This is a genomic window from Staphylococcus sp. GDY8P45P (genome assembly GCF_017892745.1).
Classification (GTDB): domain Bacteria; phylum Bacillota; class Bacilli; order Staphylococcales; family Staphylococcaceae; genus Staphylococcus; species Staphylococcus cohnii.
This window is the reverse complement of the sequence record NZ_JAESLS010000005.1, coordinates 119,979-134,353: the sequence shown is the minus strand read 5'-3', so window position 1 is coordinate 134,353 and position 14,375 is coordinate 119,979. Positions and strand designations below refer to the sequence as shown.

Genomic DNA, 14,375 nt, shown 5'->3' with positions numbered 1-14,375 from the left:
CATACATTGGAGGAGGATTTTTTCATGGTCGCAAAAATTTTAGACGGTAAACAAATCGCAAAGGATTATAGACAAGGTCTAAAAGATCAAGTCGAGGCTTTACAAACTAAGGGTTACACACCAAAATTATCAGTAATATTAGTAGGTAACGATGGTGCAAGTAAAAGTTATGTGAATTCAAAAAAGAAAGCTGCAGAAAAAATCGGTATGATTTCTGAAATCGTACATTTAGATGAAAGTGCTAGTGAAGATAAAGTATTAAGCGAACTTCAACGCTTAAATGAAGATGATAGTGTGAGTGGTATATTAGTTCAAGTTCCGCTACCAGATCAAGTAAGTGAACAAAAAGTATTAGAATCGATTAATCCTGCTAAAGATGTTGATGGATTTCATCCTGAAAATATAGGTAAATTATATATTGACCAACAAACATTTGTACCTTGTACACCACTTGGTATCATGGAGTTACTAAATCATGCTGACATTGATTTAGAAGGTAAAGATGCTGTTGTTATAGGTAGAAGTCATATTGTAGGTCAACCAGTTTCAAAACTATTATTACAAAAAAACGCTTCAGTTACGATTTTGCATTCAAGAACTAAAGATATGCATCAACATTTAAAAAATGCTGACATTATCGTTAGTGCTGTCGGACGTCCTGGTCTTGTTACTAAAGATGATGTTAAAGAAGGCGCAGTTGTAATTGATGTAGGTAATACACCTGACGAAAACGGCAAATTAAAAGGTGATATTGCCTATGATGAAGTTAAAGAAATTGCTGGAGCTATTACACCTGTGCCTGGTGGTGTAGGCCCAATGACAATTACAATGGTATTAAACAATACACTTATGGCAGAAAAAATGCGTAGAGGCATCGAATAACACTATTGTTTTAAGAAACATATTTCAAAAACTGAACAAAGTTGAGATACCTTATCTTTAACTACTAATAAATAAACGTCAATTTCTAGATTGTTACAATAGAAGTTGACGTTTATTTTTTATGTAATGCTGCAACGCTTTTACTCATTGACCAATATGCCTTGTATCATTTAAAGATTGTTTTAACCTTAATTAATCCTTTCAAATCACTTAGTTTAATTGTAAAAGATGCCTATTATTTCAATGAGATTTCTGCCCCACCACATATCTGCTTTTAAATAATGTTCTAAAATAATCCATCCATTTTAAAACAAACATTAATGACGTTTTCTTCGAATATCACTCAATTTTGTTTAATTGCTATTATGTTAATCAAAAAATATTACGATTAACTGAATTTTTTCAAAAAATTATCACTCAATTTACACTATTGCGTTATATTAAGACTATAGTACGATGTAATTTCATTCAAAATAACATATAGTGTATTTAAGATAAAAAATAAATGACGCTCATACGGAGGTTTACGTTATGAATAAATTAATGCAGTCATTATCAGCACTCGGTGTATCTGCAACACTTGTTTCACCTAATTTAAGTGCAGAAGCTACAGAAAATTCTATACCTGAATTAAAAGGAACAAACGATGTAATCATTGATAAAGGAAATAACTATAATTTATTAAATGGTGTACGTGCCTATGACAAAGAAGATGGTGACTTGACGCACAAAATTTCAGTAAATGGAAATATTAATACAGAAAAAGAAGGAAAATATAAAGTTGAATATACTGTAGAAGATTCAGAAGGTGCAATGAATAAATCAGTAAGATATATCGAAGTAAAATAATTTATGAATACATATGTCACTATGAAATTTACATCAAATCATTAATATTTGGTGTGAATTTATCCTATCGTCTAAAATATGACACTTTTCACAAAATGTACACATAATTTTAACAAATCTTTGAAAGCCCGTCAGACGTTGAGTTTGTTGGGTTTCTTTTAATTTTACAATATTTTTTTTTACACAAACACTTGTAAATATTGCGTAATATCTTAAAATTGATGGTAAGCCCTACAATTGTAGTATTAGGAGGTCAAAAAAGTGTCAAAATTTAAGTCTTTGCTTCTACTCTTTGGCTCACTAATTATACTTAGTGGTTGTTCAAATGTAGAAGTTTTAAACCCAAAAGGGCCGGTAGCAAGTGACTCGAAGTTCTTGATTATGTATTCAATCATCTTCATGCTTGTTATTATTGCCGCCGTACTTATCATGTTTACTCTGTTTCTATTTAAATATAGATTACACAAAACAGAAGAAGCAGGTAAGATGCATCACAGTGCTTTAATGGAAACAATTTGGTTTATCATTCCGGTGATCATCGTTATCGCTTTAGCTATCCCTACAGTAAAATCACTTTACATGTACGAAGCTAAACCAGATAAACAAGACGATCCACTTGTTGTTTATGCGACAAGCGCTGGTTATAAGTGGTTCTTCAGTTATCCTGATGAAAAAATTGAAACTGTTAATCACTTAACAATACCTAAAGATCGCCCTGTTGTCTTCAAACTCCAATCAATGGATATGATGACAAGTTTCTGGATTCCACAATTAGGTGGTCAAAAATATGCGATGACTGGTATGACAATGGATTGGACATTAACGGCTAGTGAAGAAGGTACGTTCCGAGGACGTAACTCAAACTTCAACGGTGAAGGATTCGCTCGCCAAACATTTGATGTTAATTCAGTAAGCCAAAGTAAATTCAAGGATTGGGTAAAAGATGCTCAAAGTCAAAAGGAATTAGATCAAGATACTTTTGATAAACAACTTTTACCAACTACTGAAAATAAAAACTTAACTTTCAGTGGTACGCACATGGCGTTTGTTGATCCAGCAGCTGATCCTGAGTATATTTTCCATGCTTATGATCGTTTCAATTACGTACAGAAAGATCCTAACTTTAACACACCTAAAGAAATTAAAGAGGACGTATTAGATAAACCTAATAAACCTGCACGTAAACCACAAATCACAAACGCTAACTATGAACGTCATGGTATGAAAGCTATGATTCTAGGCAATAATGAACCATATAATAGTGAATTCAAAGATGAAGAATCACATAATATGGATGAAATGGAAAAAATCTCAGAAGGTGCTAAAGATGAAGAAGCATCTAAAGCTGAGAAAAAAGACCATGAACATGGAGGTGGACATTAATGAGTTTCCCATGGGATCAATTACTCGTTCAAGGTAACTGGATGATTACAATGGCACAAATTGGTGCACCGTTTGCTATCATCGCAGTGATCGCAGTAATTACTTATTTTAAATTGTGGAAATATCTATACAGAGAATGGTTCACATCTATTGACCATAAAAAAATTGGTGCTATGTATTTAATCTGTGCTGTATTAATGTTCGTACGTGGTGGTATTGATGCCCTAATGATGCGTACACAATTAGCAATTCCAGATAATACATTCTTAGAAGGAAACCACTATAATGAAGTCTTTAGTACGCACGGCGTAATAATGATTATCTTTATGGCGATGCCTTTCATTTTTGGTTTATGGAATGTTATTGTACCTCTTCAAATTGGTGCAAGAGACGTTGCATTCCCTGTATTAAATAACGTAAGTTTCTGGTTATTCTTCTCTGGTATGTTGTTATTCAACCTATCATTTATAATCGGAGGCTCACCTGCAGCTGGTTGGACTAACTATGCACCACTTGCAGGGGAATTCAGCCCAGGACCTGGGGTTAACTACTACCTTATCGCGATACAGATTTCTGGTATAGGTACCCTAATGACTGGTATTAACTTCTTTGTAACAATACTTAGATGTAAATCACCTACGATGAAATTTATGGAAATGCCAATGTTCACGGTTACTACTTTCATTACAGCATTAATCGTTATTTTGGCTTTCCCAGTATTGACAGTAGCTTTAGCACTGTTTACAACAGATAGAATCTTCGATACTGCATTCTTTACAGTCGCAAATGGCGGTATGCCAATGTTATGGGCTAACTTCTTCTGGGTATGGGGGCACCCCGAAGTTTATATCGTTATCCTACCGGCATTCGGTATTTATTCAGAAATCATTCCAACATTTGCACGTAAACGTCTGTTTGGTCACCAAAGTATGGTGTGGGCAACAGCAGGAATCGCATTCTTAAGTTTCTTAGTTTGGGTTCACCATTTCTTCACTATGGGTAATGGTGCATTAATTAACTCATTCTTCTCGATTACAACTATGCTGATTGGTATACCAACAGGTGTTAAAATCTTTAACTGGTTGTTTACGCTTTATCAAGGCCGTATCACCTTTGAATCACCTATGTTATTCGCATTAGGTTTCATACCTAACTTCTTAATTGGTGGTGTAACAGGTGTCATGCTTTCTATGGCAGCAGCCGACTATCAGTATCATAATACGTACTTCTTAGTTGCTCACTTCCACTACACATTAGTGGCTGGTGTTGTATTTGCTTGTCTAGGTGCTTTAATTTTCTGGTGGCCTAAGATGACTGGATTTAAATTGAACGAGACATTAAACAAATGGTGTTTCTGGTTATTCATAATCGGATTTAACGTTTGTTTCATACCACAATTCATTCTTGGTTTAGATGGTATGCCTCGTCGTTTATACACTTATATGCCAGAAGATGGATGGTGGATGTTAAACGCAATCTCTACTGTCGGAGCATTAATGATGGCATTAGGCTTTATGTTCTTAGTTGCTAGTATCGTATACAGCTTCTTCAAAGCACCACGTGAAGCTACTGGTGATAACTGGTATGGCTTAGGACGTACATTAGAGTGGTCAACTGCTTCAGCAATGCCACCTAAATACAACTTTGCTGTTACGCCAGATTGGAATGACTACGATACATTTGTGAATATGAAAGAACACGGTAGACACTACTTAGATAATCACAATTATTCTGATATCCATATGCCAAATAATACGCCAGTTGGTTTCTGGATGGGAATTTTCTTCACAATCGGAGGATTCTTCCTTGTCTTCGAAACAATACTCCCTGCAGTTATTTGCTTAATAGGTATCTTTGGTACTATGATTTACCGCAGTTTCCAAGTAGACCACGGTTATCATATCCCAGCTTCTGAAGTAGCAGAAACCGAAAAACGTTTACGTGAAGCACGTATAAAAGAAAGGGAGGCTGTAAGTCATGAGTCATGATGCAAACACTATTGATCAACGTTCGCATGAAGGTAATTTAAATAGACTTGGCTTTTGGATATTCCTTACAGCAGAAGTCTCATTATTCGGTACGCTATTCGCAACCCTATTAACGCTTCAACACGGTGGCGACTATGGCGGTAAAATGACAACTGAGATGTTCGAATTACCCCTAGTTTTAATAATGACATTTGCGTTATTAATTAGTTCATATACTTGTGGTATTTCTATTTACTATATGAGACAAGAAAAAGCAAAATTAATGACAATATGGATGGTTATCACTTTACTATTCGGACTTGTGTTCGTAGGCTTTGAAATTTATGAGTTTGCTCACTATGTTTCAGAAGGTGTTAACTTAACTATTGGTTCTTATTGGTCTAGTTTCTTTATTCTATTAGGAACTCACGGTGCCCACGTATCATTAGGTATTGTTTGGATTACATGTTTATTAATTCAAGTTGCAATGCGTGGATTAAATAAAGATAATGCTCCTAAGTTATTTATAGTAAGCTTATACTGGCACTTCTTAGATGTTGTTTGGATCTTCATCTTTACTGCCGTATATATGATAGGGATGGTGTTTAGCGGATGAATACAATTGTAAAACACACAGTCGGTTTTATTGGCTCAATCGTATTGACTATTTTAGCAGTATTCGTAACCTTATACACATCAATGGCACTTAATGCTAAGATTACAATCATCTTTGGCTTTGCCTTTATCCAAGCTGCAGTACAATTATTAATGTTCATGCACTTAACTGAAGGTAAAGATGGAAACTTACAAGGATTTAAAGTTATATTTGCGGTTATCATTACTCTAATTACAGTTATTGGTACGTATTGGGTAATGCAAGGTGGACACTCAAGCCACTTATAAACCCAAAAAAGACTTCTCGAAAGAGAAGTCTTTTTTTTATAGTTTTATTTATTAACCTCCCCTATGCTTTCAATCTATAATTTACTTTGTAACATTTCTTTCCACAAAAGATGTAGAATATAATTGATAATGTTATTTTTGCAATAGGAGGATTAAATAAATTATGAAACAACCAATTATTATTGATACAGACCCAGGCATTGATGATGCAGCAGCGATTAGCTTTGCAATAAACCATCCAGAATTTGATTTGAAAATGATTTCTACAGTCAATGGTAACGTTGGTATCGAAAAAACGACTGCTAATGCTTTAAAACTCAAACGTTTCTTTAATAGTGACATACCTGTACATAGAGGTGCTTCACAACCACTATTATCAGATATAGTAGATGCAAGTGATGTACACGGTGAATCAGGAATGGAAGGATATACTTTCCCAGAAATCAATGAAAGTGATCTCGATTCTACTCATGCCGTTGAGGCCATGAGAGACGTTTTAGTCAAAAGTGAAACACCCATCACACTTATCCCCATTGGCCCGTTGACGAATATTGCATTATTATTAATGACTTATCCTGAAGTAAAGAAATTTATTAAAGAAATTGTGTTAATGGGCGGCTCAGCAACTCGAGGTAATGTAACACCATTAGCTGAATTTAACATTTATTGTGATCCCGAAGCTGCTCAAATCGTGTTTAATTCTGGTCTGCCCTTAACAATGGTAGGATTAGACGTTGCTAGAAGTTCTAGTTTAACGCATGACACAATCAATGAGCTAAGCTTAATCAACGAAACAGGAAAGATGTTACATCAGTTATTCAAACATTATAGAGGAGACGATTTTGAAAAAGGTATTAATGTATATGATGCCTACACATTGCTTTACCTACTACATCCAGAACATTTTGATGTACAAGAAGCTGATGTGCAAATTGAAACAGATGGCAAATTAACCAAGGGTGCTTCAGTAGTTGATTTCAAATCTCAATTTCCTAATACAACCGTAGTAATGTCAGTACAAGCAAATATCTTTAAGCAGATGTTTATTGATGCTTTAAAGTATTGTAAGTAAATTTTAAATACACAAAACGGTTGTAACAAAAATATACGTTTTCAATAAAAAAGAAGTAAGACAGAAATTTAATTTTATTAAAAAGATTTCTCCTTACCACCCCAACAAAGATGACTAGAATTGGTAAAAATATAAAATGATTACCTGAGCTAAAGCTCATGCATAAGTCCCACTAACTCAATAATTGAGAAGTGGGCGTTTCTATTTTCAGTTCAGTCATACGCTAACAATATAATTGTGTCTGAGATGAATCAATGGTGCCCTAGAATCTTTTTGAATCTTGACCGTTTTAATCATGGGTATAAGTTCGAATCTGGACTTTTTCTCACATACGATTATCCAGTCAGCACCTTACAAATCATAAAAATAACTATTTTGTAGATAAACAAAGATATTTTCATCTTATTAAATTCATAGATAAACTAATTTAATGAGAAATCTTAAATATATGAATTTAACATTAATCTCAGATTCACTCTTAGAAACATTAATTTTATTGAATTTGAAGCATTTTTATAAAAAGTAAAAAACCGTCAATTTCTATAAAAAAACGATAGAAATTGGCGGTTATGTTTTTATAAGAGATATTTATACACCTATCACCTAATTTTTCAATATAGCTGTTTCACTCTGTTATAGTGACCACCTTGATGTAATAACTTAAAGTAAATATGTTTCATTTTATATTCGTTATTAATTTTACTGTTGTCATAATTTGTTGCTAATACAATTACATAATTATCATTAAAATATACTGTGAATATATTACCAAAAAAGATACCATTAATTCTATTTTTATCAGCAAATGAATAAAATCCATATCGATATGGTTTAGGATATTGTGTAGTTAAACTTTCATGAATAAAGGGCATGGTAGTTGTTGAATCAAAAATTCTATTATCTTGCAAATTTAATACTACTTTCCCCATATCATAAGGAGACATATAAATGTTACCTGCCCCATCATATTGATTTAAAATATTAGGTTTTTGACGGATACGTTTTCCAGTTAATTTATCATTTTTATAACCAACAGCCATATATTTTTTGAAATTCACATTATTATATCGCGCTGTATATTCTAAATTATATGGCTTTATTAATCTATCATTTAAATTTTGCGTATAAGATTTATGTGTTACTTCTTCTATAACTTTTGACAATATTAAATAATTAGCATCGTTATATTGATATTTATTATATTCTAAGGGATTGATACCTCTCTGTTGTATTGCATGTGTTGCATCATTTAAATCTTTAAATTTTGGATTAGCTTTATATTTATATAATCCACTTTGATGTAACATCAGTTGTTTTATAGATAGTGGATAATTTGAGTCAAACCATTCTAAATAATGCTTCACAGGCGTCATCATATGAATCTCGTCTTCAATTTCTAACTGTTTTAACATGATGCCTGTCATAAATTTTTGTGCTGAACCTATTAAAAACATCGTATTGGCATTATTTTCTTCATTCTTTTCAAAATCTTGATAACCATAGCCTTTATTCAGTTTGAGTTTACCTCTTTCAAAAAGCGCAATGGTTCCATTAAAATGAGTTTGTTCTAAATACTCATCAATTTTATTAATTTGTGGATGTTTGTGATCAACAACCGTTTTTAACTTTTTTTGTTTTTTCGATGATTGCTTTTCATTTTCTTTGGTCAAAATCTTTGAAGGACTGATATAATCTTTCATTTGTTTATAGTGTCTGTATCCAGTAAATCCTAAAATCAAAAATATGAAAATGATCAAAACAATAAATATTTTAAATTTGTTGACTTTCATGTTGTTGCCTCTTTGTTGTTATTTTATATGATTGATATATTCATCTTTAAATTGGTTTGTTAAGGCATCAATATCCTCTATATTTAACGAGAAGTACAATTTAATTTTAGGTTCAGTACCAGAAGGTCTCAATGCAATGAAACCTTCATCAAAAATAAAGCGAATTAAATTTGTCTCAGGTAAAGACAAAGCTTCGGTACTACCCTCTGTTACATTTTTAATGGTACCTAGTTGATAATCTTCAATTTGTTTTACTTCAAGACCACAAATTGTTGAAACATCTTCATTTCTAAATTGGTCCATTATTTTAGTGATCTTTTCAATACCTTCTGCACCTTCAAAAGTCGGTGATAAAGTTTTATCTTTATATGCACCGATATGAGCATATATATCATCTATCGTATCTTTAAATGTCATTCCATTATTCGCTAATAAATTTTTATATTTGATTAATAAAGGTACCATTTGGATTGCATCTTTATCTCTCGAAAATGGTTTTGCTAAATAGCCATGACTTTCTTCAAAAGCAATTAGTAATTGTTTATCTTGATGTGTGCTTTCTTTTTCCAATAAATTTGAAATATATTTAAATCCTGTTAATACATTATTTACTTCAACATCTAATGCTAAAGCTAGTCTTTCCGCAAGTTCACTTGTGACTATAGATTTAATCATGTAAAGTTGCTTACCCTCTTCTACTAAATCTTGAAACCTTAATTTAGTAAGTAATATACCAATTTCATTTCCATTAAAATACCTATATGTTTCGTCATCATAACGTTCAATTAAACCTAATCTATCAGCATCAGGATCAGTTGCTATAATTAATTGTGCATCAGTATCATTTGCCAGCTTTATACCACGTTCGAACACAGCTTCATCTTCAGGATTAGCTATCGCAACAGTTGGAAAATTACCGTCTGGTGTGGATTGCTCTTTTTCAATAACAAAATTATCATAATCTAATTCTGATAATATTGTAGAAGTTAAAGGTAAACTTGTACCATGTAAACTCGTCAGTACTACTTTTGCATCTTTTTCAGGAATGTCCCCCACTAAATCTTTCACTTCACTTTTATAAGCTTCAGTAACTTCATGTGACATATATGTGATTTTTTTATCATTTAGTAATGAATTAAAATTGCCTCCATCAATTTGTAATGGACGTTCAATAGCGTTAATATATTGACTTAAATCTTCTGATTCATCTGGCAATAATTGGCCACCATTTTGATCGTATATTTTAATACCGTTATAGTTTTTAGGATTATGACTGGCAGTGATCATCACACCTGCACTTGATTTTAAATACCTAACCGCAAATGATAATTCTGGTGTAGATTTATAATTTTCTGATAAAATCGTAATAATATTATTTTGAGCTAAAACAGACGCCATTTCTTCTGAAAATGCCTTAGATAATAATCTTGTATCAAAATGGATTACGATAGATGGATTATCATATTTTTCTTTCAAATATTGTGATAAGCCTAATGCTACTTTACGGACTGTAAATGCATTCAATCGACCTGGTCCTAAACCAAAGGTACTACGTATACCAGCAGTGCCAAACGTTAAGTTCCCACTAAACCCTTCTTCTATTTCTTTGTCGGTTTGCGCTTCATAAAATGTTTTTACTAAACTTTCATCTAATTTATCCAACCATTCTGATTTCATGGTTATATCCTCCTTGAAACTCCAATATATTAAACAATTATTCACAAGGTATTATCTCATCGTCGAATTGATTTAATAAATACCAAAAATCGTTTTGAATTTAAAATCTCTGTTTAAAAATTTCACTTTAATAAAAATATTAATGTTATCAATGAACAATAACATTTAACATATGTTAATTATATCGTATGTTCATAAATAAATCATTTTTAGCTATGTTGATTTTCTTATAATTATTTCTTTTATTTTCATTAAGAATATTTTAATGGTCAACTGTACGCCAATTTATAATTCAAACTTTAGTAGGATAAATTCTTAGTTGATATTTTTTAATGTTAGTTATAAAATTATAAGTTATAGTACAAATTTCTCTTTACAATATTTTAATCAAACAATCAAAAACTTAACATTAGATCAATATTGTAATATACAAAAAAATCACATACGATGGGGAGCTTCATACATGAATAAATTTTTAAAATACTTTTTAATATTTCTATCTTTAATTCTTGTAGTTGTTCCAGTTATATTTGCCGTTTTATTACTTAAATCGTCACAAGGTGCATTTGAACATTCATTGAATACGAGCGATACATCAAGAGAATCAAGTATTCGTGAATCGAAAATAAACCCGTCTAAAGATCCAATTTCTATTTTATTTTTAGGTATCGATGATAATAGTGGTCGTCAAAAAAATGGTCAAAGTACTGAACAATCAAGAACTGATGCAATGATATTATCTACTTTTAATGCAGATAAAGAACAAATTCGAATGCTAAGTATTCCACGCGATACGATTAGTTACATTCCAGAAGTTGGCTATTATGATAAAATCACACATGCACATGCATACGATGGACCTACAGCTTCTATGGATGCTGTAGAAGCTACATTGAATGTTCCTGTTGATTATTATGTAAGAATTAACATGGAAGCATTCGTGGATGCCGTTGATGAACTCGGTGGCATTGAATATGATGTGCCATATAATATTTCTGAACCAAATACAAACGATACTGGGAAAATTAAAGTGAAAAAAGGACATCAAAAGCTAAATGGAGATGAAGCTTTAGCAGTTGCTAGAACACGTCATCAAGATTCAGATTTAAAACGTGGTCAAAGACAGATGGATTTAATCAAAAAGCTATTTATTAAAGCTCAAAAGGCAGATTCTTTCAGTAAATTAGATGATGTAATTGAAATAGTAGGAAAAAATGCTAAACATAATTTAAGTTATAAAGAAGTAAAAGCATTAGCCACTTCTTACTTAAAAGATGATGTTGAAATTAAAAGTAAACAACTAGAAGGTCAAGATGATTATTTGAATGGTGTTTATTACTATAATCCTAATATTAAAAATATAAAAGATACTGCAAACCTTTTGCGCAGCGATTTAAATTTACCTAAAATTAAGGATACAGACGATTTCTTGAATAAACGTGTTATCGACTTTTATGGTACACTCGTACCACAAACTGAAATTGACAGTAGCTTATTACGTAAAAATCAAAAAGATAGCTCTGAACAAGATGAAGACAATTCAAATTCACAATCAGAACAAAATAATTCAAATTCACAAGGCACAAATTCAACAAATGAAAACCAACAAGATAATATGAATCGACAAGATAATAATCAAACGACACAGCAACCAAACGATTCATATCAACAACCTGATTCAAACCAACAAATAGATCCTAATCAACAGCAACAGGATCCAAACCAACAACAAAACACGCAAGAATTACAAACAAATTTATATTAGGCTGTAGAGAGGAGATCGCGACATGTCACGAAAAACATATGAAAAATTAGCAAATATAAACGGTATGTTTAACGTTTTAGAACAGCAATTAATCCATAGTAAAGATATGGCACTTTTTAGAAATGAATTTTTCTATGTTAATCACGCACATCGTGAAAACTATGAAGCTTTACGAATCTACTACAAGGATAGTGAAACCAATCCTGTTGTAGATGGCGCATGTTATATCGTAGCCCTACCTGAAATTTTTGATAAAGTTGATGTTTTTGAATCAGAACTACCTTTTTCTTGGGTTTATGATCAAAATGGTATAACTGAAACAATGAAAGAACTCAGTGTACCGCTACAATATTTAATTGCAGCAGCGCTTGAAGTAACAGATGTTAATTTATTTAGACCATCCGGTTTTACCATGGGCATGAACAATTGGAATATTGCACAAATGAGAATTTTTTGGCAATATACTGCATTAGTACGTCAAGAAGCTCAATAATTCATTAAATAACTACCCTATTACATTATAATTGTGATAGGGTAGTTTTATTATATTTAAAAAAGTGAGGTTTTATCATGTTCGAAGTAGTTACTACATCCGAAATGTTAGATGACGCATATGAAATTAGAAAAGCAGTTTTTGTTCGTGAACAAGGTGTGCCAGTTGAAAATGAAATAGACCAATTTGAATCATCCGCCACTCATGTTATTGGTTATGATGAACAGCACTCCCCATTTGCTACTGGAAGATTTAGACCCTATCAAAATGGAGCGAAAATTGAGCGTGTAGCAATTTTACCGACACACAGAAAGTCAGGTTATGGCAAAGCATTAATGCTTTTTATTGAAGAAGCAGCTAAAAATCGTGGATATCAAACGTTATCGCTTAATGCCCAATGTCATGCGCAACGCTTTTATGAATCCTTAGGTTATAAAGCTTCAGGTGATATTTTTTTAGAGGAAAATATTGAACATATTTTAATGAATAAAACAATTTAAGCTAAAGGATTTAATAAAGTTGTATTTAATGTACATCTTTACAATGTAATATTCTAAAGAGTGTAATATTTTAATATATTTAAAATTAGGCGTATTTCCGCCTTTTTTTAAATTATATCTTCTTTTATAGTGTCTTAATAAGATTAATTTTATATTACAAATCTATGAAATCAATTCAATTAAACTATCTTCGTATTATAATGGTATTAAATATTAATAATAAAAGGGGCAGTTAAATGACTAATAAAAAGTTGAATTATAAGGTACCTTCAATAGTTGCATTGACATTAGCAGGTACAGCTTTGACAACCCATTATGCACATGCAGCTGATAGTACACAAGATCAGAAATCAAATAAAAATGTGTTAAATGATGAAAATACCTTAAAACAAAGCGAAGAAATAAAATCTGAAGTAAGTAAACCAACGACAAATATTTCAGGAACACAAACATACAATGATCCAAGTCAAGTGCAAGAGCTTAAATCTGATGAACCTGAAAATTATGATGCACAGTTAGATGAACTTAATAAAGACACATCAAGTCAAAATACATATCTTACTCAGAATCAAGAAGACCAAAATAATTCTGACGTCAATAATTACACAGAGACTCATACTGAACAATTAGCAACTGACGCTCAAAATGAAAGTGCTCAAGATGAAAGTAATGATGCTTCTAGCGTTACAGGTAATACAGATGATAATGCTAATGTTGTTCAAAATGACGATACTTCAGATGTTTCTAATACAGAGGTACCTTCTTCTAATTCCGAAAATGAAAATCATGTTGCGTCTAACAGTTCTGAAGATACAGACGACACTAACGTTGCTCAAAACGATAATGATTCAGAAGTTTCTAATACAGAGATAAATTCTGAACAACCAACTTCTGATTCGCAAAATATAAATAATGATGCTTCTAACGTTGCAGATGATAAAGATGATAGCACTAATGTTGCTCAAAATGATAATGATTCAGAAGTTTCTAATACAGAGGTAAGCTCTGACGATTCAACTTCTGATACTGAAAATGAAACTCATAATGCTTCTAACGAGACTGAAGACAAAGACAATAACACTAACGTTGCAGAT

The 14,375-nt window shown here is 32.0% G+C and carries 12 protein-coding genes; 10 read left to right on the top strand and 2 right to left on the bottom strand.

All coding sequences use genetic code 11. The annotated features are described in order from the left end of the window. Positions 1 to 24 precede the first annotated feature (24 nt). The 7 genes from folD to rihC all read left to right on the top strand — a co-directional run bounded on the left by folD (position 25) and on the right by rihC (position 7,056). The gene (folD, locus tag KA873_RS04135; protein WP_019468145.1) at positions 25 to 882 is read left to right on the top strand and encodes a bifunctional methylenetetrahydrofolate dehydrogenase/methenyltetrahydrofolate cyclohydrolase FolD; all 858 of its coding nucleotides are present in this window, start codon (positions 25 to 27) and stop codon (positions 880 to 882) included. Positions 883 to 1,413: 531 nt separating this feature from the next. Continuing rightward, on the top strand, positions 1,414 to 1,731 hold the full coding sequence (locus KA873_RS04130; protein WP_107385241.1) for an immunoglobulin-like domain-containing protein: 318 nt from the start codon (positions 1,414 to 1,416) through the stop codon (positions 1,729 to 1,731). 261 nt (positions 1,732 to 1,992) lie between these two features. After that, positions 1,993 to 3,114 (top strand): cytochrome aa3 quinol oxidase subunit II, encoded by a 1,122-nt coding sequence (gene qoxA / locus KA873_RS04125; protein ID WP_107385240.1) that lies wholly within the window; start codon positions 1,993 to 1,995, stop codon positions 3,112 to 3,114. Continuing rightward, the gene (qoxB, locus tag KA873_RS04120) at positions 3,114 to 5,102 is read left to right on the top strand and encodes a cytochrome aa3 quinol oxidase subunit I (protein ID WP_019468148.1); all 1,989 of its coding nucleotides are present in this window, start codon (positions 3,114 to 3,116) and stop codon (positions 5,100 to 5,102) included. Before qoxA ends, qoxB begins: the two co-directional genes overlap by 1 nt. Beyond that, complete coding sequence (qoxC, locus tag KA873_RS04115) at positions 5,092 to 5,697, top strand: cytochrome aa3 quinol oxidase subunit III (protein ID WP_107385238.1); 606 nt, start codon at positions 5,092 to 5,094, stop codon at positions 5,695 to 5,697. The genes qoxB and qoxC overlap by 11 nt, the downstream gene beginning before the upstream one ends. Beyond that, entirely contained in the window at positions 5,694 to 5,984 is a 291-nt protein-coding gene (qoxD, locus tag KA873_RS04110) for a cytochrome aa3 quinol oxidase subunit IV (protein WP_107385237.1), read from the top strand. Before qoxC ends, qoxD begins: the two co-directional genes overlap by 4 nt. Positions 5,985 to 6,147: 163 nt before the next feature. Beyond that, a complete protein-coding gene (gene rihC, locus KA873_RS04105; protein ID WP_107504844.1) occupies positions 6,148 to 7,056 on the top strand; it encodes a ribonucleoside hydrolase RihC in 909 nt (302 codons plus the stop codon). Positions 7,057 to 7,667: 611 nt separating this feature from the next. Here rihC and KA873_RS04100 read toward each other — a convergent pair. Further along, on the bottom strand, positions 7,668 to 8,846 hold the full coding sequence (locus KA873_RS04100; protein WP_107504845.1) for a serine hydrolase domain-containing protein: 1,179 nt from the start codon (positions 8,844 to 8,846) through the stop codon (positions 7,668 to 7,670). A gap of 18 nt (positions 8,847 to 8,864) precedes the next feature. Beyond that, a complete protein-coding gene (locus KA873_RS04095) occupies positions 8,865 to 10,523 on the bottom strand; it encodes a phospho-sugar mutase (protein WP_107504846.1) in 1,659 nt (552 codons plus the stop codon). A gap of 463 nt (positions 10,524 to 10,986) precedes the next feature. On the opposite strand from KA873_RS04095, the gene KA873_RS04090 reads away from it, so the two are divergent. From KA873_RS04090 to KA873_RS04080, 3 genes are all read left to right on the top strand, one after another. Continuing rightward, positions 10,987 to 12,288 carry an LCP family protein gene (locus KA873_RS04090; RefSeq protein WP_210140170.1) on the top strand — a complete coding sequence of 434 codons (1,302 nt, stop codon included), beginning with the start codon at positions 10,987 to 10,989 and terminating at the stop codon, positions 12,286 to 12,288. A gap of 22 nt (positions 12,289 to 12,310) precedes the next feature. Then, on the top strand, positions 12,311 to 12,781 hold the full coding sequence (locus tag KA873_RS04085) for a DUF2538 family protein (protein WP_019468155.1): 471 nt from the start codon (positions 12,311 to 12,313) through the stop codon (positions 12,779 to 12,781). Positions 12,782 to 12,858: 77 nt separating this feature from the next. Beyond that, the gene (locus tag KA873_RS04080) at positions 12,859 to 13,281 is read left to right on the top strand and encodes a GNAT family N-acetyltransferase (RefSeq protein ID WP_107505321.1); all 423 of its coding nucleotides are present in this window, start codon (positions 12,859 to 12,861) and stop codon (positions 13,279 to 13,281) included. Positions 13,282 to 14,375: the final 1,094 nt, after the last annotated feature.